Origin of the sequence: Caulobacter sp. CCH9-E1 (assembly GCF_001556515.1) — a bacterium.
GTDB lineage: Bacteria > Pseudomonadota > Alphaproteobacteria > Caulobacterales > Caulobacteraceae > Caulobacter.
In genome coordinates this window covers 1-22,225 of record NZ_LSJA01000089.1, presented here as the reverse complement: position 1 = coordinate 22,225, position 22,225 = coordinate 1, and the positions used below count along the sequence as shown (strand labels likewise).

Below are 22,225 nucleotides of genomic sequence, written 5' to 3'. Positions count from 1 at the left end.
GCCGACGATCGTGTAGGCGATCAGGTGGGGCAGGTGGGAGACGACGGCCAGAACCAGGTCATGGTGCTTCTCGTCCATCAGTTCGACCTGGGCCCCGAAGGCGCGCCAGAAGGCCGAGAGGCGGGCGACGGCCGCGGCGTAGGCCTCGTCCTCGCTGTCGAGCGGGGTCAGGATGGTCCAGCGGTTCTCGAACAGCTCGGCGAAGCCGGCGTCCGGACCCGACTGCTCGGTGCCGGCGATCGGGTGGCCGGGAATGGCGTGGATCTTCGATATGTCCTGGGCGCGGAAGGCCTCGGCGACATTGCCCTTGGTCGAGCCGACGTCGGTGAGGGTGGCGCCCGCCTTCATGGCGGGGATGACCTGGGCGGCGAGGTCCGGGATCGACAGCACCGGCGTGGCGATGACCACCAGATCGGCGTCCTTGACCGCTTCGGCGATGTCGCCGGTGACGTGTTCGGCGATGCCGAGCTCGGCGACGCGGGCGCGGTGCGCCTCGCTGGCGTCGGCGACCGTGATCTCGCCGACCACGCCGTGCTCGCGGGCGGCGCGGATGATCGAACCGCCGATCAGGCCGGCGCCGATCACGGTCATCTTGGGATAGAGGAGGCCGGGGTTAGACATGGATAGGGCTCACTTCAAACCGACTTCCCCGGCGAATGCCGGGGCCCAGATTCAGCCTGAGCGGTTTGGGATGATGCGCCTCTCGTCCCAGTTCAAACGAAAGGCGGCTCTGGGTTCGATCTGGGCCCCGGCGTTCGCCGGGGAAGTCGGAAGAAAAGCCAGACATCTAGCGGCCCATGAACTGGGTCAGGTGTTCGACCACGGCGCGGTTCTGCTCTTCCAGGCCGATGGTGATCCGGATTGCGTTCGGCAGGCCGTAGTTGGCGACCGCGCGGACCAGATAGCCTTTCGACGCCAGGAAGGCCTCGGCCTCCAGGGCCGTCTTGCCCGGCGTGGTCGGGAAGGTCGCCAGCACGAAGTTGGCCGCCGACGGCGTGACCTCGAGGCCCAGGCCGCCCAGCTGCTGGGCCAGCCACGGCCGCCATTGCTCGACCAGGGCCAGCGAACGGGCCTGGAAGTCGTCGTCCAACAGGGCCGCGACCGCCGCCTCCTGGGCGGGGATCGAGGTGTTGAACGGCGGGCGGATGCGCTCGATCGGCTCGATGATGTGGCTGGGCGCATAGCCCCAGCCGACGCGCAGAGCGGCCAGACCGTGCAGCTTGGAGAAGGTGCGGGTGACGATCACGTTCTCGGCGGTTCGCGCCAGATCGAGACCGTCCTCGAAGCGCGGATCGCTACAGAACTCGGCATAGGCGCCGTCCAGAACCAGCACCACCGAGGGCGGCAGGGCCGCATGGAGGGCGCGGATCTCCTCGCCGGTCAGCCAGGTGCCGGTCGGGTTGGCCGGATTGGCGATGAAGACGAGGCGCGTGCGCTCGTCGACGCACTTGACCACCTCGTCGATATCGATGCGGTGGTTCACTTCCTTGGCCATCCGGACCTCGGCCTGGCAGGCGCGAGCCCCGATCGCGTAAGCGGCGAAGCCGTGTTCGCCCTGGACGATGTTGTCGCCGGGCTCAAGATAGACTTGGCACAGCAGGGCGAAAATCTCGTCGCTGCCGTCGCCGAAGGTCAGGCGCTCGGGTTCGAGCTTGTAGCGCTTGGCGACCGCCTCGCGCAGGATGCCCGCCTTGCCGTCGGGATAGATGTGCAGGCGATCGACCGCGTCGCGATAGGCCGCCTTGGCCTTATCGCTGCTGCCCAGGATGTTTTCGTTGCTCGACAGCTTCACCGGATGGGCGATGCCCTCGACCTTCGACTTGCCGCCGACATAGGCGTGGATGTCGAGGATACCGGCCTTGGGGACGGGGCGAGGCGCGGTGAAGCGATCGGCGGACACGGTCATCGGACTACTCAGGCTACGTACGGTTCAGGTGTACGGCGGCCGCTTCTTACACGTCGAACTGCTCGGGCGCAGCCCCGATGACGCCGGTCAGTTGGCCAGGGGCGCGCGCCAGACGTTCGTCCTCCGCCTGGAAGAAGCCGGACAGCGAGAACAGCTTCAGTCCGCCAGCCTCGGCGACTAGTTCGGCGGCGACGCCGTCCTGTCCCAGGGCGTCCACGATGACGGCGGCGCTTTTGGGCGAGTCGGTGACCCAGAAGGTCTGGTCGCCGCCGGTCGGCTCGACCTCAACCTCGGCGACGGCGAGCGCCGCTTGCGGGCCCCAGGCCGCCAGGCAGGGCAGGGCGGCGAACACCTTCAGCTTGGGCTCTGCCAGGAGCCGGCCCCACCAAGGCGTGTCGCTGGACAGCGGCAGGACCGCGACACCCCACGGCGCGCGGGCGACGGCGAGGGCGTCCTGGGCGGTGGGAACCAACGACAGGCGCGGGGCGGTTCCGAAACGCAGGCGAGTCAGCTCGACGGTGCGGGCAGGCTCGCGGCCGCCGAACACGCCCAGTTGGTAGGGACCCTGGCGGGCCAGATTGTCGGCCATGATCTCGCGCCAGATGCGGATGACCAGGGCGTTGGAGGCGCCCCTGCGCGGCGCGTCGAGCAGCTTGCGGACGATCTGAGCCTCGCGACCGGGGCGCAGGCCAAAGCCGGTGTCGCCCGAGGCGCGCTTGGCGGCGGCGACCGCGCCGGCCAGGCTGGCGCGCTCGTCGAGCAGCTTCAGCAGTTCACCGTCGATGGCGTCTAGCCGCCATCGGACCTCTTCGAGAGACGGTGTGGCGTCCGTCGCGTCGCTGCCCATGTTCTTCCCCGAAATTGGAGGCGGGACCATAGTCTTTGCCGCCAAACACGCAATAGCCAGCCTTCATGGGAAGAAAATTGCGCTTTGGGTGATCGTTGCTCGGTCAGTAGACGGTCGGCGCGGGGCCGGTGTCGAGGACGCCCAGGAAGCTGCGGCCGTCGCGGAAATGCAGGCTGGCCTCGATGACCGGCTCGCGCCCCATCGCCTGGGCGGCGGCGGCCAGGGCCTGCTCCGGCGTGCGGATCGGCTTGGAGAGGTCGGCGCGCTCCTTGATGGCGACTTCGAGGTCGCCGGTCAGGCGGCCTTCCGAGTCGACCGACAGCACGCCTGACTTTGCCTTGCCTTCCGCGTCGCCGGCCAGGATCTGGCTCTGCTCGAAGGTGATCTGGCCGCCGGCGGCGCTCCAGCCCTTCACGGCGGCTTCCCAATTGCGGCCGCGCAGGGCCGAGACGTGCGAGAGCTTGGTCTCCAGCGTCATCGAGGCGGTCTTGTCCTGGGCGATGCGGCCCAGCAGGCCGGTGAACGCGGTCTTGGCTCCGTCGGCCTTGAAGAAGATCGCGCCCTGGTCGTCCGGACCCGCGCGCAGGTGCAGTTGCATGCCGTCGGCCGAGACCAGCTGGAACGGCTTGGCGCCCTTCGCCGGCGTAAAGGTCAGGCCCGCGCCCTCGACCGAGATGCGCGGCGGATATTCCTTGATGTGCGAGATACTGGCCCGCAGGGCCTGGCCGGTGATCGACACGTCGCCGGCTTCCGGACGGGTCAGCACCACGCCCTGCGGCGCGACCAAAACCCAGTGGGTGACATCGAAGATCGCCGCCTCGCCCTTCAGGACCGGCGCGCGGACGGCCCAGCCGGTCGGCTCGGCGATCCGGGCCTCGTTCAGGTCGACGTTCATGCGGAACGGAAAGCCGTGGAAGTTGCGACTGCTCCACGACAGGTCATAGCCCCGCGACTTCAGGTCCGCCGCCTGGGCGTCCATCTTCTGCTCGGCCTGGCCGCGCAGCCAGAACCAGCCATAGCTCCAACCGCCCGCGACGAGGGCGGCGAGGATGAAAGGTGCGAAGAGCCGGCTCCGGCGGGCTTTGCGGGACGGGGCGGCGTCGCTATGGGTCATGAAAGGCGCGTCCAGTCGGGAATGATGATGGGTTTGGCAGGCGGCGGCGAAGATCGCTGGGTGTTCGGATACGGATCGCTGATGTGGCGGCCCGGGTTCCCGTTCATAGACCGAAGAACGGCCTTGCTCCACGGGCGGCGACGCGCCTTTTGCATCTATTCGGTCCACCATCGCGGCACCTACGAGCGGCCGGGCCTAGTGTTGGGCCTGGCGCCGGGCGGCGCGGTGCGGGGCATGGCCTATCGCGTGGCGGCCTCGCAATGGGAGGAGGTCTACGCCTATCTGCGCGAGCGCGAGCAGCCGACCGAGACCTATTTCGAGACTTGGCGCGAGGTGAAGATCGACCGAAACGGCAAGGCGCCGGCGCTGGTCTTCCTGTCGGATATGAAGCACAGCCAGTGGGCCGGCGCGCTTACCCTGGATCAGCAGGCCCAGCTGATCGCGGGCGCGACCGGGTTATCCGGCCCAAACATCGACTATCTCCGCGATCTGGTCATGCACCTGCGCGAAGACGGCGTCCGTGACCACGCCATGGAGCGACTGCTGAAGATGGTCGAGGCGATCGAGACCGGGGCCTAGAGGCCCTCGGCTTCCAGCGCCTGGGTCGCGCCGTCGATGCGGGTCTGCAGCTCGCGCATGAACTCGGCGCGTTTCAGGCCTGCAGGGATCGGCTCGAGATACTGGAAGACGATGGTCCCCGGCTTGAGCAGCAGGCTCTTATCCCAGTGGCTACCGCAGTTGAGCGCCAGGGGCGTCACCGGCATGTCGAGCTCGCGATAAAGCGCGGCGATGCCGGGCTTGTAGTCGCCGGGCTGGCCGACATCGCCCCGCGTGCCTTCCGGGAAGATCACGATCTGGCGGGCGCCTGTCAGGCGTTCCTTGGCGTCGCGGACAAGCTTCTTCAGCGCCGCCGAGTGGCCGTCGCGGTCGACGACGATCATGTCCGCCTTCAGGCCGTGCCAGCCGAACAGCGGCACCATCAACAGCTCCTTCTTCATCACGAAGCAGGCGTCCGACAGGATGGCGAACTGGCTGAAGACGTCGAACATCGACTGGTGCTTGGCGGCCACCAGGGCCGCGCCGGTCGGGACATTCTCGCGGCCGCGGATTTCGATGCGAACCCCCGCCAGCCAGCGCAGGGTCAGGATCACGCCCTTCGACCAGAAGGTCAGGCAGGCGCGGTTCACCGCGCGCGGCAGCGGGATTGTGGCGAGCATCAGGATCGCCATCGTCGCGGACCACAGCCAGAAAACGAGCTGGAACAGGAACGAACGCAGATAGATCAAGGAGAGTCCTTCGCCTCAGGGGCGTCTTTGGTCTTGGGGCCAAGGCCCAGGAACGCTTCACGTCCCAGGATGGCCAGGTACTTACAATATTCGACGATCATGCGTCGCGCGCTGCTGGTGGTTTTCCACCAGCGATGGGCGTTGAGGTCGGTCCTCACCGGATAGGGATAGAGCTTCACGCCGGGCATGGCGGCGCTCAGCTCCAACATCGATCGGGGCATGTGATAGTCGGCGGTGACCACGATCAGGCTGTCATAACCCTTCGACCGCGCCCACTCGGCGGTCTCGAGGGCGTTGCCGATCGTATTGGCGGCGGTGAACCCCAGGTCCACGCAGCAATCGTAGATCGGCTTGACGGCCTTGGTGACGCTTTGCAGGTCGGCGCGGGTGGCCTCGCGGTTGACGCCCGAGATCAGCAGGCGCTTGCCCTTGCCTTCCTCGAGCAGTCGCGTCGCCGCCTCCAGTCGCAGATTGGAAGCGCCGGTCAGGGCGACGACGCCGTCGGCCTCGGGCGGCTCGGGGGCGGGGGTCGAGAGGTCCACGCGACCCGTGAAGGCCACAAGGCCCAGGCCCCAGATCATCAGGGCGATCAGGAGGGCGGCCAGCGACTTCACGCCATCTCCCCCACGATCCGCGATGCAGCCAGGCGGGCCGAAATCCCGGCGATCAGGGCCGCAATGAAAGGCGCGGGCGCGGCGGCCAACAGGTCCATCCAGGCCAGCGGCCAGACGGGCGCGAGGCCCGCGCCGCCGCCGAAATAGCGCAGCAGGGCGCCGACGCCCGCCGCGCTGGCCCCGCCCAGGAAGCCGGCGAGCGCGCCCATCATGGCGAAGCGCCCCTGGAACAGTCCGGCGATGAAGCCGCGCTCGGCGCCCGAGAAATGCAGCACCTCGATCACCTCGTGGCGCGCGGCGAGGCCCGCGCGCGTGGCGAAGGCGATCACCGCGGCCGCAGCCGCCGCGATCAGCGTAAAAACGCCCAAAGCGGCGAGGCGAGCCATGTCGGCGGCGCGCTCGATGTCGGCGATCCAGCGGCTATGATCGTCCACCGTGGCGTCGACCCCGGCCGAGCGCAAAGCCTTGTCCAGGGTCTCGGCTGTCGGCGGGGCTTTCGGGTCCAGGTCCAGGGTGACGAGGCGTGGGGTGGGCAGGTCCTCGACCAGCGCGTCCTTGCCGATCCAGGGCTCCAGCAGAGCCTCGGCCTTCTCGCGGGTCAGGGCTTGGGCCTCGACCACGCCGCGGACGCCAGCCAGCGTCTCGGCGGCGCGGGCGGCGGCGCTGTCGGGCGTCTCGCCGGCCCGAGCCCGGACGACGACGGTGGCCGAGCCGGTCAGTTGCGCCGTCCAGCCGTGCGCGGCGCGATTGGCGGCGAGCGCGGCGAACGCCGTGAGGCAAGCCAGGAAGCACAGCACCGCGACGACGAACACCAGCGCCCCGTCCCGCGCGTCGCGCGGCGGCAGCAACGGCCCAGACCGCCAGCGCGAAACGTCGAACAGGGCGGTCACGGCGTCACCTCGGCGCCCAGAAGGCGACCGTCGTGCAGGCGCAGGGCGGGCCTGCCGGCGCGGGCGACCATGTCCTCGTCGTGAGTGGCGATCAGCACCGTCGTGCCCAGGCGGTTCAGCTCGACGAACAGGCGCAGCAGGCGCAGCGACATGGCCGGGTCGACATTGCCGGTCGGCTCGTCGGCCAGCAGGATGTCGGGTCGGTCGACGACCGCGCGGGCTATGGCCAGGCGTTGCTTCTCGCCGCCCGAGAGAGTCGCGGGCAGAGCGTGCATCCGCTCGCCCAGGCCTACCCAGTTCAGGAGCTCGGCGACGTCCTCGCGATAGGTGGCGGGCTTGCGCTTGAGGATGCGCAGCGGCAGGGCGGCGTTGTCGAACACCGACAGGTGCTCCAGCAGCCGGAATTCCTGGAAGACGACGCCGATCCGGCGACGCACGAACGGCAGGTCGTGGGCGTGCAGCAGGCTGATATCGCGGCCGAAAAGCTCCACGCGTCCTCGTGACGCACGGTGGGCCAGATAGATCAGTTTCAGCAGCGAACTCTTGCCCGCGCCGGACGCTCCGGTCAGGAAATGGAACGAGCCCTGCCGGAGGGAGAAGCTGATATCCTTGAGGGTTTCCGGCGCCCGACCGTAGCGCATGGAGACGCCTTCGAAGCGGACCACCGGTAGGGCGTCATCGCCCTGTTCTGTGTCGATCCGCAAGGCGCGTCACTGGGCTTTCTGGACATCAGGGTTAAAATCGGCGACCCCCTAAGCTGTGTGTGGGGATCGTTCGATTCGCGGCCATGATACTGACCTGTCCGGAGTGCGCCAGCCGCTATTTCGTGGACGACTCCAAGGTCGGTCCGGAAGGCCGGGTCGTGCGTTGCGCGGCCTGCGGTCACCGCTGGACGGCGCGCAACGAAGAGGCGGCGCCCGATCTTTTCGAGGACGCGGAGAACCCTAGCCTCGCCAGTCGAAGCGACTCCGACGCCGCCGCGGCGTCGGCGGCTGGCGACCAGCCCGCCAACGAACCGGAGGAAGAGCCGCCTGTCAGCGCTCTGCCCGGAGAAGAGCTTCCCAAGGTCTTCCGCGCCCGCGCCGACGCCGAGCGGCGGCTGCGCGAGGCCACCGTCACCGGGATCGTCTGGGCCGGCATGGCGGCCGTGATGGCCGCCCTGGTGATCGGCGCCCTGATCTTCCGGATCGACATCGTCAGGATCCTGCCAGGCACAGCCGGCGCCTATGCCGCCGTGGGGCTGCCGGTGAACACGGTGGGCCTGGTCATCGACCGAGGCAGCATCAAGGCCCAACCCCTGATGAAGGACGGCCACGCGGCGGTGACGGTGACGGGCGCGATCCGCAACATCACGGAGCACGCGGTGGTCGCCCCGGCGCTGCGCGCCGAGCTGCTCAATGGCGAGGGCAAGCGCGTGTCAGGCCAACTGGCCGCCGCGCACGGCGCCAAGATCCCGCCGGGCGAGGTGCGGCACTTCTCGATCACCTTCCTGGACCCGCCTCGTACGGCCAAGGACTTGCAGATTGGCTTCGCCAATGAAGAGGGCGGCGTGAAGGCCTCCATCCACCCAGAGGCCGGCCACGAGAAGGCCGCCGAGGGCCATGGCGAGAAGCCCGATGTCGCCCTGCGTGGGGCGCAGGATGCGTCCGCGACGTCAGAAGCGGCTGGACATGCCCCCCCGGGACATGAGAGCGGGGACAAAACCGTCCCTACAGACTCTCACGAACCCGCTCATCATGAATGACATCAAGAAGCCCGAAGTCCTGATCTCGGAAGCCGAGATCGCCGAACGGGTGAAGGCGCTGGCCGAACAGATCGCGCCGCGCATCGACGACGACACCGTGGTCGTCTGCCTCCTGACCGGCGGCCTGTGGTTCGCCGCCGACCTGACCCGCGCGCTCTACAAGGCTGGCCGCGACGTGCGTTTCGACGCGCTGTGGCTGGCGTCCTACCACGACGAGCGCAAGAGCTCGGGCCGCTGCGAAGTCCGCGCGGACCTACAGCGTCCGCTGGTCGGTCGTCGCGCCCTGGTCGTCGACGACGTCTTCGACACCGGTCTGTCGTTGTCGGAGGCCGCACGCCTGGTGAAGGACGCCGGCGCCAGCGAGGTGCTCACCGCCGTGTTCGCCCGCAAGCCCTGGCCGACCTCGCGCGGCATGGATCCTGACTTCGTGGCCTGGGAAGCGCCGGCTCGCTATCTGGTGGGCTACGGCCTAGACGACGAAGGCAAGAGCCGCGGCCTGCCGTACATCGGCGCCATGGACTAAGTCCGAGGCGCGCGGTTTAGGCCGCGCGCTGCTCCTTCGAAGCGGTCTTTTCGCGGCCGATCTCGAACATGTCGACCCGCTCCGCCAGCTCCTGCGCCTCGTTGCGCAGAGCGTGGGCGGCGGCGGTGGTCTCTTCCACCATGGCGGCGTTCTGCTGCACCACGCGGTCCATCTCGCCCATGGTGGCGTTGACTTCGCCGAGGCCCTGGGCCTGATCGCGCGCTGAGGCGGCGATGGCGTTGACCTGAGCGTTGATCTCGGCGACGCGGGCGATGATCCGTTGCAGAGCCTCGCGCGTGCGGCCTACGCGCTCGACGCCGGCGCTGACCTGGTCGCCCGAGACGTTGATCAGCTCCTTGATCTCTCGAGCGGCGTCGGCCGAGCGCTGGGCCAGCGCCCGGACTTCCTGAGCCACGACCGCGAAGCCGCGGCCCGCTTCGCCCGCGCGAGCGGCCTCCACGCCGGCGTTCAGGGCCAGGAGATTGGTCTGGAAGGCGATCTCGTCGATCACCCCGATGATCTTGCCGATCTGGCCCGACGAGGTCTCGATCTGGGTCATGGCCTCGACGGCCTCGCTGACCACGGGGTCCGAGCGCTCGGCCTCCTGGCGGGCGGCGGCGGCGGCGGCGTTGGCCTGGTTGGCGCTTTCGGCGGTATTCTGGACGGCGACGGTGATCTCGCCCAGCGCCGCGGTGGTTTGCACCAGGCTCGCCGCCTGATGCTCGGTGCGGCGGGCCAGTTCGTCCGAGGCGCGCGACATGTCGGCGACGCCGGCCGTCATGCTGGCGGCGTTGCCGGCGATCTCGCGCATGGCGGCCTGCAGGCGGCTCAGCGCCTCGTTGAAGTCGGCGCGCAGGGGCTCGTAACGCGCGGCGAAGGTCTTGGTCAGGCGCCAGGTCAGGTCGCCGCGCGACAGGTGGGCGAGGGCTTCGGCCAGTTCTTCGACGACCTGGGTCTGCTCGGCCTCCAAGGCGGCCTTCTGACGGGCCTGCTCGGCGTTGGCGGCGTCGCGGGCGGCGCGCTGGGCCTCGGCGTCGGCGTTGGCGGCGTCGGCGCGGGCGGCCGCGTCCAGGGCCTTGTCGGTGCGGGCGGTGACGGTGACGAACAGGCGCGAGACGCTGGCGGTCAGCCAGATCAGCGACCAGGCGGTGGCCAGGGTGACGCCGGCGCTGAAGGCGACGCGCAGGGGCGTGACGTCGCCGACCATCAGCAGATTAGGCGCGAAAAGGGCGCCGGCGATCTCGATGCCGATGATCGTGCCGGCGGCCACGGCCACCGCGCGCCAGTCGCCATAGGCCACCATCAGGGCCAGGGCGGCCAGATAGGCCATCCGGGCCTCGTGCTGCAGCGGGTGGCCCGCGAAGGCCGCGACGAACAGGCTGACCTGACCCATCAGGGTGACGGCGGTGGAGATTCGTTGAGCGGCGTTGTCGCGCCAGATGGCCCAGCCGCCGCAGCCGATCGCGGCGAGCAGCACCGAGCCGCCAGCCAGGGCCAGGGTGGATTTGCCGCCGGCGAACAGGCTGGCGGCGGGCGTGATCAGCACCAGCGCGGCGATGCAGGCGAGCACCAGATGTCCGCCCACCTTGCGTTGAGCTTCGATACTGTCGAACTCTATGAAGCTGCTCACCGAAGACACTCCACGCCCCAAACCGGGTTGAAAATCGGTGATTGCGGTTAATCTAGAGTGACGATGAAGCGGACTTTCTGTCCGTACGACTACCTAAACCCATTCCGGGACCACATCTCGGGCCAGAATTTCGTCGTAGGTTGGGCGTTTGCGGATGACGGCGTAGCGGTCGCCGTCCACCAGAACCTCGGGGACCAGGGGGCGCGTGTTGTACTCGCTGGCCATGGCCGCGCCATAAGCGCCCGCCGACATGAAGGCGACGAGGTCGCCCGTCGTGAACGGGGGCAGGGCGCGGTCGCGCGTGAAGGTGTCGCCGGTCTCGCAGACCGGTCCGACCACGTCGTAGACGGCCTCGCCGCCACGCTGGATCACCGGACGGATGTCATGGAAGGCGTCGTACATGGCCGGCCGGATCAGATCGTTCATGGCCGCGTCGATAACCAGGAACTTTCGGCCTTCTGGACGTTCGTGGACGTGCACCACCTCGCTGACCAGCACGCCGGCGTTGGCGGCGATCACACGTCCGGGCTCAAAGGCCAGGGTCACGGGCAGGCCCTGGGTGACCTCGCCGACCATGGCGGCGAATTCAGCGGGCAAGGGCGGTTCGGGGCTGTTGAAGTACGGCACGCCCAGACCGCCGCCCAGATCCAGGCGTTCGACCGACAGGCCCTCGTCCAGCAATTGCTCGACCAGGCCTCGCATCTTGGTGAAGGCGGCGCGCATGGGTTCCAGGTCGGTGATCTGGCTGCCGATATGGCAGGCCACGCCGACCGGCCGCAGGCTGGAGTTGTTGCTGGCGTTGGCGTAGAGGCGCGCGGCCTCGGCGAACGAGACGCCGAACTTATTCTCGGACTTGCCGGTGGCGATCTTGGCGTGACCGCCAGCGGCGACGTCCGGATTGACGCGGAAGGCGACCTTGGCCTTCACGCCCATCTCGGCGGCGACCTGGGCGATCAGGTCGAGCTCGGGCTCGGACTCGACATTGATTTCGGCGACGCCGACGGACAGGGCGAAGGCGATCTCGCGGCGGGTCTTGCCGACGCCGGAGAAAACGATGCGCTCGCCCGGGATGCCGGCCGCCAGGGCGCGGCGGATCTCGCCCTCGGAGACCGTATCGGCCCCCGCGCCGAGGTCGCCCAGCACCTTCAGCACCGCGACGTTGGAATTGGCCTTCACCGCGTAGGCGATCAGCGGATCGACGACGCCCGCCAGGGCCAGGGCGTCGCGGAAGACCGTGAAGTGCCGCTCCAGCGTGGCGCGGGAATAGACATAGACCGGCGTGCCGACCTCGGCCGCGATCTTGGCCAGGGGAACGCCCTCGCAGGCCAGGCCCTCGGGGCCATACTCGAAGTGGTTCAACGCGAGGTCCTAGTTAGGCGTGGCGCCGGGGAAACCGGCGGCGGACGGACCGCCGAACGGATCCTTGGTGCCGGGCAGCGGCGCGGCGCGGATGGTGCGGTTGCTGGAGGCCGGGTCACGGACCTCTTGCGTGCCGCCGACGCGGGCCGGCTGGTTGGCCTGGGCCGAGGCGGCGCGACGCTCGGCCTCCCAGGCGGCCTTCTTGGCCGGGTCCCAGAGGGGCGCGGGACGCTCGAGCGCGCCCTGCTTGCCGCAGGCCGCGGCCGTAACGGCCAGGGCCGCCAGCGTCAGAACGGTGAGGGGGCGACCAAACGTCATGCCAGAACTTCCTTCCAACGCGCGATCTGGGCGCGGACCTGGGCGGGGGCGGTCCCACCATAGCTCATGCGGCTGGCCGCCGAGGCGGCCGGGGTCAGGACGGCGTAGACGTCCTGGGTGATCCGAGGCTCGATCGCCTGGAACTGCTCCAAGGTAAGATCGGCCAGATCGACGCCAAGGCCTTCGGCCGTCTTCACCGCAGACCCTGTCACGTGGTGGGCGTCGCGGAAAGGCATGTTCAGCGTCCGCACCAGCCAATCGGCGAGGTCGGTGGCGGTCGAGAAGCCCGCGCCGGCCGCCTTGGCCATGTTGTCGGTGTTCGGCGTCAGGTCGGCGACCATGCCGGCCATGGCCAGCAGGGCCAGTTCCAGGGCGTCGAAGGCCTCGAAGGTGGGGACCTTGTCCTCCTGCATGTCCTTCGAATAGGCCAGCGGCAGGCCCTTCATGACCACGGTCAGGGTCGTCAGCGAGCCCAGGATCCTCCCGACCTTGGCGCGGATCAGCTCGGCCGCGTCGGGGTTCTTCTTTTGCGGCATGATCGAGCTGCCGGTCGTGAAGGCGTCGGTCAGCTTGATGAAACCGAGCATCGGCGTCGTCCACAGCACGATCTCCTCGGCCAGGCGCGACAGGTGCGTGGCGGTGATCGAGGCGGCCGACAGGGCTTCCAGGGCGAAGTCGCGCGACGAGACGCTGTCCAACGAATTGGCCGTCGGACGGTCGAAGCCCAGCGCCGCCGCCGTCTGGTGACGGTCGATCGGGAAGGGCGAGCCGGCCAGGGCGGCCGCGCCCAGCGGGCACTCGTTCATGCGGGCGCGGGCGTCGCGGAAGCGCGAGGCGTCACGGCCGAACATCTCGACATAGGCCATCAGGTGGTGGCCGAACGTCACCGGCTGGGCCGGCTGCAGGTGGGTGAAGCCCGGCATCAGGGCGTCGGCATAGGTCTCCGCCTGAGCCAGAAGCGCTTTTTGCAGGGCTTCCAGCTGGCCGACGGAACGGTCGCACGCGTCGCGGACCCAAAGGCGGAAGTCGACGGCCACCTGGTCGTTGCGCGAGCGCGCTGTGTGCAGCCGGCCGGCCGTCGGGCCGATCAGCTCGCGCAGCCGCGCCTCGATGTTCATGTGGATGTCTTCGTATTCGTCGCGGAACGGGAAGGCGCCCGCGGCGATCTCGCCCTCGATGGCGTCGAGGCCTTTCAGAATTTCCTCGCCGTCGGCGCTTGCAATCACACCTTGGCTGATCAACATCCGGGCGTGGGCGCGCGAGCCTGCCAGGTCCTGCGCCCACAGGCGCTTGTCGAAGCCGATGGAGACGTTGATCGCCTGCATCAGCTCGGCGGGCTTGGCCGAGAAGCGACCGCCCCACATGGCTTGGCCCTGGCCTTTGGCGGCCTGGGGCGTATCGGAGGCGTGGTCGGTCATATGAGCGAAGTCCAGTCGGGTCAGAACGAGCCGGGCGCTGCGAAGCGCAATCCCTTGAGGCTGGCGCTTGCGGGCGTCCTCCTCTTGGGCGTGGCGGCGGTTCTATACGTCATCGTCGCTGCTTCGTTCAAACCCCATGGTCCCGCCGACCTCACAGAATTCAAGAAGGGGACGCTTGCAAAGCTGGACGTGCCCGCCGCCCCCCGTGCTGCGCCGGCGACGGTGTTCACCAGCCTGGACGGAAAGCCAGCGACCCTGGCCGACTTCAAAGGACGGGTCGTGGTCATGAACCTGTGGGCCACCTGGTGCGCGCCGTGCAAGGCCGAGATGCCGACCCTGGCCAAGCTGCAGGCCGCCTACGCGACCCAGCCGCTCACCGTGCTGCCGATCAGCGTCGACCGCGACAGCGATCTGAACCTCGTCCAGGCCGAAATGGCCGCGAACCCGCCGCTGAAGACCTATCGCGATCCTTCCTACAAGCTGTCCTTCGACCTGGAGCCGCGCGCGGCGGGCTATCCCACCACGGTGATCTATGATCGCCAGGGCCGAGAGCGCGCCCGGCTGGCGGGGCCCGCCGACTGGTCCGCGCCCGAGGTCCGGGCGCTGGTCGAGAAGCTCCTGTCCGAGAAGTGATCGATCCGGCCATTCTCGAACCGCTGGCTGACGACGCCTGGCCCGCGCGCGAGCGGAAGCGGCTGGGCGGCTGGCGTCTGAACGCGTCGTCCGGCTACTCCATGCGGATCAACGCCTGCTGGCCGCTGGCGGCGCCTGATCGCGATGTCGAGGCCGCTATCGACGCGGTCGAGGCCTGGTACGCCGCGCGGGGCTTGCCGCCGCGCTTCAAGCTGACGGACGGTGTTCTTGCGCCGGCGGACTTAGCCGGCCAACTCGCCGCGCGGGGCTACCGCGAGGGCAAGGACACCCTGGTGATGGTCGGCGCGACGGACGGGGAGGGTGATCCGTTGGTGCGTCTGTCTTTCTCGGCGGACGAGACCTTCGAGACGGTGTTCACCGCCTCGGCGGGCGATCCCGAGGACGGCCGCGAGCGGATCGAGGCGCTGGGTCGGATGCCGCCGCCCGCCTGCTTCGCGCGGCTAGATGTCGACGGCGCGCCGGCGGCGATCGGCGTCGCGGCGCTGGGCGGCGGTTTCGCGGGCGTCTTCGGCATGCGCACGGTTCCGGCCCATCGTCGGAAGGGCCTGGCGCGGCGGGTGCTGCTGACCCTGCTGTCTGAAGCTCGCCGACAGGGCGTCGAGCGCGCCTGGCTGCAGGTGGAGGCCGACAACGCGCCGGCGATCGCCCTCTACGCCGCCGAGGGCTTCCAGCCCGCCTATTGCTATCGCTATTGGAGCCGCTGAGGCTTCAGGAAAAGCCCAGCTCTTCTCGCAGCGCCGTCGCGGTCACGCCGCTCGCGCGCAGTTCGCGCAAGGTCTGCGCCTTGTCGCGCTTGGCGTAACGCTTGCCGTCGGGGCCAACCAGCAGGCCGTGGTGGCGATAGGTCGGGGTCGGCAGGTCGAGCAGGGCCTGCAGCAGACGCTGGATATGAGCCGCCTCGAAGAGGTCGCAGCCTCGGATCACGTGGGTGACGCCTTGCAGGGCGTCGTCGTGGACGACGGCGAGGTGGTAGGCGACCCCGACGTCCTTGCGGGCCAGCACGATGTCGCCGGCGGTTTCAGGACGCGCCTGGATCAGGCCCGTCTCGCCGTTCGGTCCCGCCCCTTCCTCGATCAAGGTCAGGGTTTCGAAGCCGCCCAGCGCCTCGCGCGCCGCCGCCAAGGACAGCCGCCAGGCGAAGGCTTCGCCGCGGTCCAGGCGCTCGGCCTCCTCGTCCGGCGGCAGCGGCGCGCCGACATAGGGGACGGCGGGCTCGTGCGGCGCGCGGCCGATGTCGATCTCCTTGCGAGTCTTGAAGCAGCGATAGACGAGGCCGCGGGCGCGCAGCGCCTCGATGGCGGCGTGATAGTCGCCCAAGTGCTCGGATTGCCGACGAACCGGCTCCTCCCAGGACAGGCCTAGCCAAGTCAGGTCTTCCAGGATCGCCGCGTCGTATTCTGGACGGCTGCGGGTGACGTCGATGTCCTCGATCCGCAGCAGGAAGCGACCGCCCGCGTTCTGTGCGGCCGTGTAGGCGGTCAGCGCGGCGTAGGCGTGGCCGCGATGCAGATAGCCCGTCGGAGAGGGGGCGAACCGGGTGACGAAGGCCACGCTCAGTCTTCGGCGAACTTCGCGAACATGCCCAGGTGTTGGAACACCGCCCGCAGGAAGGCCTCTTCGCCGCCCAGTATTTCCTTGAGGTGCGCGAACTGCTTGAAGCCGATCATCTCGGCCAGGCCGTGGCCCGCGCACCAGCCGGCGATGGTGGCCAGCTCCAGGTCGATCTCGGCCAGGGGGCTCCTGGATTGCTCGGCCAGGGTGTCGCGCACCTGGCAATAGGCGCCGCCTTCCTTCAACTGGTCGGGCAGAGCGTCCTTGTCGCGCGAGCAGTCGTACATCACGCGATAGATCGCGGGGTTGTCGCGGGCGAAGCAGACATAGGCGACGCCCAGATTGGTCATGCGCTCGCCCGGGTCGGTGGTCAGGGTCCGCGCCTTCGAAAGCGCCTGGTCCAGTTCGACCCAGCCCTCGTGCGCCACGGCTTCCAGCAGCTCGGCCTTGTCCTTGAAGTGGTGGTAGGGCGCGGCCGGGCTGACCCCGGCCTCTCGCGCCACAGCCCTTAGCGAGAGGGCGGCGGGCCCGTCGGTCTCAAGTATCTTGCGCGCGGCGTCGACCAGCGCGCGGCTGAGATCGCCATGGTGATAGGGGCGGGATTCGACGGTGGCGGTGGTCATCGGCCTCACTCTAACCATAGCTTTCTAAAATTTCATCCAAACGCTGTAAAGATCATCTTGACGTCGTTTAGATTTGCGCTATCTAAGCACTGTCCAGATTGGCTTGACCCCACCGGTCGCCGATCGCTCGTCGTGAGCAAGGACGAAAAACGCCTGAGGGGCTACCGATATGCTTCGTTACGTAAACGCCTTTGAGAACGCCTTCGACCGCCTTGCGGGCGGTTATTTCCTGGTCATCGCCCTGGCCGTGGCGGCTGCTGTCGCTCGCGTCGTCCTGTAAGCGAACCGTTCGTAATCGGTGGGCGGCCCGAGGGCCGCCGCCGCCGCGTCGTCTGGCCGCAAGGCGCTCCGCCTTGAAGCGCTCCGCATAGGGAGCTAACCAGACCAGGACGCGTTAGGCCTTCGACGCCGCCCATCGCGCGTCGCAGGCGAATTCTCAATGATCCAGACTTCCGAGCGGCCATGAGCGTCGCCTTCACCAAAGAGGGCGACAGCGAGGCTTTCGCGGCCGATCTGCCCGACCGCCCGATCTCTCCGCATCCCAATCTCGTCACGCCGGAAGGGCTGGCCCAGATCGAGGCCGAGCTCGCGGCGGCGCGCGGGGCCTACGCCGCCGCCCAGAGCGCCGGCGGCGCGGCCGATGGCGATCGCACGGCCATGGCGCGGGCCACCCGCGACCTGCGCTACTGGTCGGCCCGCCGGGCGACCGCCCAGCTGACGGAGCGCGACCCAGCCAAGACCGTCGCCCAGTTCGGCGACCGCGTGACCTTCGAGCGCAAGGACGGCCGGGTGCAGACCTTCCGCATCGTCGGCGAGGACGAGGCCGATCCGGCCAAGGGCTCGGTCTCCTATATCGCGCCGATCGCGCGGGCCCTGCTGGGCAAGGCGGTCGGCGAAACCGCCGCGGCGCCTGGCGGGGAAATCGAGATCACCGCGATCGAGTAGGGCGCAAGTTTCGGATTGCCATCGCTCCGGAAGGTCTCCACCTGCGATCCATGTTCGTTCCGCCCGCCGCAGACGCCCTCCTGGAAGCCCGCAAGGTCCTGGCCGACGCCGATCCGGCCTTGGCCGCGATCGAGGCGGTGACGCCGGCCTTCGACTGGCGGGTGGGCCTTGGCGGTTTTCCGGGACTGCTGAAAATGGTCGTGCAGCAGCAGGTCTCTCTGGCCTCGGCGGCGGCCATCTGGGCGCGGGTCGAAGCGGGCTTGCCGGACATGACGCCCGAGGCGGTGCTGGCGCATGAGGACGCCTACCTGCTGTCGCTCGGGCTATCGCGGCCCAAGGCGCGTTACGCGCGAGCGATCGCGGAGGCCCATGTCTCGGGAACCTGCGACTTCGACGCCTTGCCGGGCCTCTCCGATGACGAGGCGGTGGCCGCGCTGACCGCGATCACCGGGATCGGTCGCTGGACGGCCGAGGTCTATCTGATGTTCACCCAAGGCCGGATGGACATGTTCCCCGGCGGGGACGTGGCCCTGCAGGAGGCCATGCGCTGGATGGACAAGGCCGAGATCCGCCCCAACGAGAAGCTGGCCTATCGTCGCGCCGAGCTTTGGCGACCCTACAGGGGTGTCGCCGCGCACCTGCTCTGGGCGTGCTACGGGGCGGTGAAGCGGCGAGAGATCGCGCCTTTTTGAAGCACGGCGACAGATGTCTTGGTTCTGTCGCCGATATGGCCCATCCTTTGTCTGCGTTCGGGAATGAATGCCGATTCCCAGAATTGCGTAGGAAGGAGGCCCGTCTTCAGTCCTGTCGCGTACCCCCTCAGCCGAGGCCCTGGGCGTCTAGCCGCTCGCCTCGAAGGGAGGATCTGATGCAGGTCCTCACACGCCCCCCGTCGGGCATGCCGGCCCTCGTGCTCAACGCCGACTTCAGGCCGCTTAGCTACTATCCGCTGTCCCTCTGGCCCTGGCAGGAGGTGATCAAGGCGGTGTTCCTGGACCGGGTCGATGTCGTGGCCAGCTACGACCAAGTGGTCCATTCGCCATCGTTCGAGATGAAACTGCCCAGCGTCGTGGCGCTGAAGCAGTACGTCCCGCAAGAGCGTCCGCCGGCCTTCACCCGCTTCAATCTGTTCCTGCGTGACGCTTTCAGCTGTCAGTACTGCGGCGCGACCGAGGACCTGACCTTCGACCACGTCATCCCACGCTCACGCGGCGGGCGAACCACCTGGGAAAACATCGTCACGGCCTGCGCGCCCTGCAACCTCAGCAAGGGCGGCCGAACCCCGCGCGAGGCGGGCATGCAGCCCTATCACCACGCGCGTCGGCCTTCGATGCATGAGTTGCAGGAGCGGGGGCGACGCTTCCCGCCGGGCAGGCTGCACGTCAGTTGGCTGGACTATCTGTACTGGGACATCGAGCTGGAGGCCTGAGGCTTCCGCTCGGCGTTCCGATGCAACCGGAACCTTGGCGGGAGGGTTTTATCTCCGAGGCTCAAGCCATCGGAGATAAGTCATGACCCGACCCGACATCCAAAAGGGCGACGACCGCCATTTCACTCACGGCACCGCGGCGCCGACCGCGGACATGGCGCCTGACGGCCAAGTGCGGCCCGAGGATAAGTCGTTCGACGCTCCCCACACCCGCGAAGCGGAAGAGCCGCTCCGCGAGGGTGAGAAGCATGACCAGCTCGCCGACAAGGTCGAGACGGCCGAAAACCGTCAGGAAGCCTTGCTGGACGAAGGCCTGGAAGAGAGCTTCCCAGGTAGCGACCCGGTCAGCGTCAAGCGCATTACCTGATTAGCGAGCCGGGAACCGTTGCGAGGCGCGCTCGGCGAAGTTAGCGGCTTCGGCCGAGCCCTCCTGGGGTTCGAAGACGACCTTGGCGCGACGCGAGGCGCGACGAGCGTCCATGGCGGCGATCTCGGCGAAGGTCAGCGAGCCTTGCTCACGGATCATCCAGCGCCAGCGTTCGATCATGCTGATCGCGTAGACGGCGTAGACGCCAATCGCGTCGGCCACCCAATCGGCCAGGCTGCTGCTGCGCGCGACGTAGGTTTGGGCGATCTCGACGACGGCCCCGATCGCCAGCGCGATGAGCATCATGTCCAGTCGGCGACGGAACGGGAAGGCGAAGAACGCAACGGCCAGGAGAGCGCCAAACGCGAGCGCGTGAGCGACCTTGTCGCTCAGACCGAGGATTTCCTCGGCGCCCGCGAACGGACCGAGGGTCAACGCCACCACGGCCAGGCCGCCCACGACAAGGGCGCCGCGGGCCGCGGGAACGATATGGCGGGGCTTGAGGAACATGCGAGGATCTCCAAATGGCGTCCTCGTCTTAAGGTGTAGATTACGCCAACTGGTGAACGAACGCGGTTAGCCAAATATGACTTTCCCGCCTCGCGCAATGTCCTCTTGAAGATTACTTTTGTCCGGACTCGGCTTTCTTCTTTGCCTCTGCCGCCGCCCGGTCCGCCTCGTCCTTGGTCTTCTTCCAGGCTTGGTAAGCTTCAAGATAAGGTTGACGGCGAAGCACTTTTGACGCCGGGTCGACGATCACCGACGTGGCGGCGCCGACAGTGATCCGGCCGGTCCCGCCGGTCATCGGCGCGGTCACGACCTTGTCTCCGACCTTGACCTCCACCGGCATGGGGAAGGGCTTGTCCTTCGGGGTCTTCCAGGTCAGCAGCAGGTCATCGCCCTCGCGCGACTCCAGCAACTCGGGCTGCTGGGCTTCATAGAGATAGACGTCAAAGAACCAACCATAATCCTTGCCGGTCACCTGATTGACGATCTTGATGAAGTCCTTGGTGCTCAGATAGCGCGGCGCGAAATTGCCAGGCCGAGGGTCCGGCGTGCCGTAGACCGCGATGCGGGTGATCTTGAAGAAGGCTTCGTCGCCGACCAGGGCCCGCAGCGTGTGCAGGACGTTGGCGGCCTTGTAGTAGATGTCGTTCCCGGGGCCGCGATCACCGTTATAGACCTCGTCCTCCTTCAGGGCGCGGCCCGAGACGATCGGGAAGCGGTTCTTGGTGTCGACGCGCATCTGGTTCAGGCGCGCCATGTACTCCATGTCGCCGTGCAGCCACTGGGAGAACAGCGGCTGCATGTAGCTGCCGTAGCCCTCGTGAAGCCACATGTCGTCATTGTCGGCGTTGGTCAGCTGGTTGCCGAACCACTCGTGCGCGAACTCGTGCTGCAGCAGCCAGTCGAAGCCGTAGACGTCCTTGCGGTAGTCGTTGCCGTAGGCGTTGATCGTCTGGTGCTCCATGCCCAGGTGCGGGGTCTCGACCACGCCCATCTTCTCGTCGCGGAAAGGGTAGGGGCCGATCATCTGTTCATAAAAGTCCAGCATCGGCGTGAACTCGGCGAACAGCGCCTGGGCCTTCTCGGCCCGGCCTCTCAGGTACCAGAACGACATCGGGAAGCTGTCGCCGTAGCGGCTCTTGTAGATGGCGATCAGCTGCTCGTAGGGGCCGACATCCAGAGCTATGGCGTAGGTGTTCGGGGTCTTGGCCCGCCAGTTGTAGGTGCGCCAGCCGTCCTTCTCGGTCATCCCTAAGAAGAGGCCATTGGCGGGGGCGACCAGAGGCGAGGGGACGGTGATGTGCAGGTCGACCAGCTTGGGCTCGCCGGTCGGATAGTCGATGCAGGGCCAGAAGAGGTCGCAGCCGTCGCCTTGCACGGCCGTGGCGATCCACGGCTCGCCGGTCGGGGTCTTGCTCCACACGAAGCCGCCGTCCCACGGGGCGCGCTTGGCCTCCAGCGGAACGCCCGCATAGGTGATCGCGACCGTGACCGCCTTACCCGCCGAAACCCGGCGGGGCAGGGTGATGGTCATGCGGCCTTCGGGATTGGTCCATGACGAGGGTTTCAGCGTCTTGCCGTCGATCGTCAGTTTGCTGATCGCGAACACCCGGTCGAAGTCTAGGACCAGCTTGTCCAGCGGCGACTTGGCCGTGAAGGTCAGGGTGGCCTCGCCCTCGATCGCCTTCTTGTCGGGCAGGATCTTGAACTTCAGGTCCGCGTGATCGAAGCCCAGCGCCTGCTGTTCGGCGGGCATCGGCCCGCCGGTCTCGAGGGACAGGGCGCTGGTCTTCAGGGGCTCCGCGCCGGAGGCGCCGGTTGTGGCGGACAGGGTCAGCAGAGAGGCGGCGCAGGCTGCCAGGGCGCGGATACGGACGGACAAGGCGGCGACTCCCCAACGCGAAGATGTTGGGGAGCATCGGTAGGCGTCGCCGCGAGCGGCGCCAAGCGCCGGGTTCAGATCTTCTCGCTGATCTTGATCGCCGCGCGGCAGCCGGCCTGGATGACGGCGCTGAGCAGCGGATAGCCGGGCGCCTCGCGGGCGCCTTCTTCCACGGCGAGGTCGCGGTGGGCGAGCTCGTCGTCGCGGAATTGCGAGAGCTCGGCGGCTAGTTCGGGATCGCGGTCCTTCAGTTCCGCGATCTGGCCGGCATAGTGCTTCTCGATCACCGACTCAACCGCCTCGGTGCAGGCGTGGGCGGCCTTGTCGCCCATCAAGGCGGTGCCGGCGCCGAGGGCGAAGGCCGCGGCGCGCCAGACCGGCGACATCAGGGTCGGGCGCACGCCGCGCTCGGTCAGAAGCTCATCGAAGCGGGACAGGTGAACCTGCTCGTGGCCCTCCATCTCCTTAAGCTGATTGGCGATCCGCTCGCGGCCGGGCGCGTTCCGCATCACGGCGGCCTGGCCGCGATAAATATGGACGGCGGCCAACTCGCCGGCCTGGTCGACGCGCAGAATCTCGCCGAGGCGAGTCTTCAGGGCGCCCTGTCCGGGGCGGGGA

27 protein-coding genes are annotated in these 22,225 nt (G+C 68.2%); 10 read left to right on the top strand and 17 right to left on the bottom strand.

Annotated features, from left to right (window positions below; translation table 11 throughout):
* The 4 genes from AX690_RS05385 to AX690_RS05370 form a co-directional block, all read right to left on the bottom strand.
* On the bottom strand, window positions 1–621 hold a 621-nt coding region (locus AX690_RS05385; RefSeq protein WP_066730302.1), incomplete at its 3' end, for a prephenate dehydrogenase/arogenate dehydrogenase family protein.
* Window positions 622–787: 166 nt separating this feature from the next.
* Entirely contained in the window at window positions 788–1,906 is a 1,119-nt protein-coding gene (hisC, locus tag AX690_RS05380) for a histidinol-phosphate transaminase (RefSeq protein ID WP_066686327.1), read from the bottom strand.
* A 46-nt stretch (window positions 1,907–1,952) separates the two neighbouring features.
* Window positions 1,953–2,753: a chorismate mutase gene (locus AX690_RS05375; RefSeq protein WP_066686328.1), complete on the bottom strand. Its 801-nt coding sequence runs from the start codon at window positions 2,751–2,753 to the stop codon at window positions 1,953–1,955.
* A gap of 103 nt (window positions 2,754–2,856) precedes the next feature.
* Window positions 2,857–3,867 (bottom strand): DUF2125 domain-containing protein, encoded by a 1,011-nt coding sequence (locus tag AX690_RS05370; RefSeq protein WP_066686330.1) that lies wholly within the window; start codon window positions 3,865–3,867, stop codon window positions 2,857–2,859.
* A 27-nt stretch (window positions 3,868–3,894) separates the two neighbouring features.
* Here AX690_RS05370 and AX690_RS05365 point away from each other — a divergent pair, with 27 nt between their 5' ends.
* The gene (locus AX690_RS05365) at window positions 3,895–4,446 is read left to right on the top strand and encodes a gamma-glutamylcyclotransferase (protein ID WP_066686378.1); all 552 of its coding nucleotides are present in this window, start codon (window positions 3,895–3,897) and stop codon (window positions 4,444–4,446) included.
* Here AX690_RS05365 and AX690_RS05360 read toward each other — a convergent pair.
* The 4 genes from AX690_RS05360 to ftsE are packed head-to-tail and all read right to left on the bottom strand — an operon-like array spanning window position 4,443 to window position 7,361.
* A complete protein-coding gene (locus tag AX690_RS05360) occupies window positions 4,443–5,153 on the bottom strand; it encodes a 1-acyl-sn-glycerol-3-phosphate acyltransferase (protein WP_066686332.1) in 711 nt (236 codons plus the stop codon). The two genes, AX690_RS05365 and AX690_RS05360, sit on opposite strands and share 4 nt — an antisense overlap.
* Entirely contained in the window at window positions 5,150–5,767 is a 618-nt protein-coding gene (locus tag AX690_RS05355; protein ID WP_066686334.1) for a YdcF family protein, read from the bottom strand. Before AX690_RS05355 ends, AX690_RS05360 begins: the two co-directional genes overlap by 4 nt.
* Window positions 5,764–6,657 (bottom strand): ABC transporter permease, encoded by an 894-nt coding sequence (locus AX690_RS05350; protein WP_066686337.1) that lies wholly within the window; start codon window positions 6,655–6,657, stop codon window positions 5,764–5,766. The genes AX690_RS05355 and AX690_RS05350 overlap by 4 nt, the downstream gene beginning before the upstream one ends.
* A complete protein-coding gene (gene ftsE, locus AX690_RS05345) occupies window positions 6,654–7,361 on the bottom strand; it encodes a cell division ATP-binding protein FtsE (protein ID WP_197426788.1) in 708 nt (235 codons plus the stop codon). The genes AX690_RS05350 and ftsE overlap by 4 nt, the downstream gene beginning before the upstream one ends.
* Window positions 7,362–7,444: 83 nt before the next feature.
* Between ftsE and AX690_RS05340 the strand changes: the two genes are divergently transcribed.
* Both AX690_RS05340 and AX690_RS05335 read left to right on the top strand, forming a co-directional pair.
* The gene (locus AX690_RS05340; protein WP_066686339.1) at window positions 7,445–8,401 is read left to right on the top strand and encodes an MJ0042-type zinc finger domain-containing protein; all 957 of its coding nucleotides are present in this window, start codon (window positions 7,445–7,447) and stop codon (window positions 8,399–8,401) included.
* Window positions 8,343–8,924 (top strand): phosphoribosyltransferase, encoded by a 582-nt coding sequence (locus AX690_RS05335; RefSeq protein ID WP_197426787.1) that lies wholly within the window; start codon window positions 8,343–8,345, stop codon window positions 8,922–8,924. The genes AX690_RS05340 and AX690_RS05335 overlap by 59 nt, the downstream gene beginning before the upstream one ends.
* Before the next feature lie 16 nt (window positions 8,925–8,940).
* Here the strand turns inward: AX690_RS05335 and AX690_RS05330 are convergent, their stop codons facing one another.
* From AX690_RS05330 to argH, 4 genes are all read right to left on the bottom strand, one after another.
* Entirely contained in the window at window positions 8,941–10,554 is a 1,614-nt protein-coding gene (locus tag AX690_RS05330; protein ID WP_066686343.1) for a methyl-accepting chemotaxis protein, read from the bottom strand.
* A 93-nt stretch (window positions 10,555–10,647) separates the two neighbouring features.
* Window positions 10,648–11,913, bottom strand: coding sequence for a diaminopimelate decarboxylase (gene lysA, locus AX690_RS05325; protein WP_066686345.1), 1,266 nt, complete (start codon window positions 11,911–11,913; stop codon window positions 10,648–10,650).
* Window positions 11,914–11,922: 9 nt separating this feature from the next.
* Entirely contained in the window at window positions 11,923–12,249 is a 327-nt protein-coding gene (locus AX690_RS05320; protein ID WP_066686350.1) for a hypothetical protein, read from the bottom strand.
* Window positions 12,228–13,649 (bottom strand): argininosuccinate lyase, encoded by a 1,422-nt coding sequence (gene argH / locus AX690_RS05315; RefSeq protein WP_082769515.1) that lies wholly within the window; start codon window positions 13,647–13,649, stop codon window positions 12,228–12,230. The genes AX690_RS05320 and argH overlap by 22 nt, the downstream gene beginning before the upstream one ends.
* On the opposite strand from argH, the gene AX690_RS05310 reads away from it, so the two are divergent.
* Window positions 13,650–14,282 carry a TlpA disulfide reductase family protein gene (locus AX690_RS05310; protein ID WP_066686351.1) on the top strand — a complete coding sequence of 211 codons (633 nt, stop codon included), beginning with the start codon at window positions 13,650–13,652 and terminating at the stop codon, window positions 14,280–14,282.
* A complete protein-coding gene (locus tag AX690_RS05305) occupies window positions 14,279–15,007 on the top strand; it encodes a GNAT family N-acetyltransferase (RefSeq protein WP_066686352.1) in 729 nt (242 codons plus the stop codon). The genes AX690_RS05310 and AX690_RS05305 overlap by 4 nt, the downstream gene beginning before the upstream one ends.
* Before the next feature lie 4 nt (window positions 15,008–15,011).
* Here the strand turns inward: AX690_RS05305 and gluQRS are convergent, their stop codons facing one another.
* Both gluQRS and AX690_RS05295 read right to left on the bottom strand, forming a co-directional pair.
* Entirely contained in the window at window positions 15,012–15,854 is an 843-nt protein-coding gene (gluQRS, locus tag AX690_RS05300; protein ID WP_066686356.1) for a tRNA glutamyl-Q(34) synthetase GluQRS, read from the bottom strand.
* A gap of 2 nt (window positions 15,855–15,856) precedes the next feature.
* Window positions 15,857–16,477 (bottom strand): TetR/AcrR family transcriptional regulator, encoded by a 621-nt coding sequence (locus AX690_RS05295; protein WP_197426786.1) that lies wholly within the window; start codon window positions 16,475–16,477, stop codon window positions 15,857–15,859.
* A gap of 169 nt (window positions 16,478–16,646) precedes the next feature.
* On the opposite strand from AX690_RS05295, the gene AX690_RS23575 reads away from it, so the two are divergent.
* The 5 genes from AX690_RS23575 (at window position 16,647) to AX690_RS05275 (ending at window position 19,218) form a co-directional block, all read left to right on the top strand.
* Window positions 16,647–16,757, top strand: a complete 111-nt coding sequence (locus tag AX690_RS23575; RefSeq protein ID WP_082769514.1) for a hypothetical protein — start codon at window positions 16,647–16,649, stop codon at window positions 16,755–16,757.
* A 182-nt stretch (window positions 16,758–16,939) separates the two neighbouring features.
* Complete coding sequence (gene greA, locus AX690_RS05290) at window positions 16,940–17,422, top strand: transcription elongation factor GreA (RefSeq protein ID WP_066686360.1); 483 nt, start codon at window positions 16,940–16,942, stop codon at window positions 17,420–17,422.
* Between the two features lie 50 nt (window positions 17,423–17,472).
* The gene (locus tag AX690_RS05285) at window positions 17,473–18,114 is read left to right on the top strand and encodes a DNA-3-methyladenine glycosylase (protein WP_066686361.1); all 642 of its coding nucleotides are present in this window, start codon (window positions 17,473–17,475) and stop codon (window positions 18,112–18,114) included.
* Between the two features lie 173 nt (window positions 18,115–18,287).
* On the top strand, window positions 18,288–18,851 hold the full coding sequence (locus AX690_RS05280) for an HNH endonuclease (protein WP_082769517.1): 564 nt from the start codon (window positions 18,288–18,290) through the stop codon (window positions 18,849–18,851).
* Between the two features lie 82 nt (window positions 18,852–18,933).
* The gene (locus tag AX690_RS05275; RefSeq protein WP_066686365.1) at window positions 18,934–19,218 is read left to right on the top strand and encodes a hypothetical protein; all 285 of its coding nucleotides are present in this window, start codon (window positions 18,934–18,936) and stop codon (window positions 19,216–19,218) included.
* On the opposite strand, the gene AX690_RS05270 is transcribed toward AX690_RS05275, so the two are convergent.
* From AX690_RS05270 to AX690_RS05260, 3 genes are all read right to left on the bottom strand, one after another.
* Window positions 19,219–19,728 (bottom strand): VanZ family protein, encoded by a 510-nt coding sequence (locus tag AX690_RS05270; protein ID WP_066686367.1) that lies wholly within the window; start codon window positions 19,726–19,728, stop codon window positions 19,219–19,221.
* Window positions 19,729–19,840: 112 nt separating this feature from the next.
* Window positions 19,841–21,607 carry a M1 family metallopeptidase gene (locus tag AX690_RS05265; RefSeq protein ID WP_066730301.1) on the bottom strand — a complete coding sequence of 589 codons (1,767 nt, stop codon included), beginning with the start codon at window positions 21,605–21,607 and terminating at the stop codon, window positions 19,841–19,843.
* Window positions 21,608–21,681: 74 nt separating this feature from the next.
* Window positions 21,682–22,225: demethoxyubiquinone hydroxylase family protein (locus AX690_RS05260; protein WP_066730300.1), on the bottom strand; the 544-nt coding region annotated here is incomplete at its 5' end.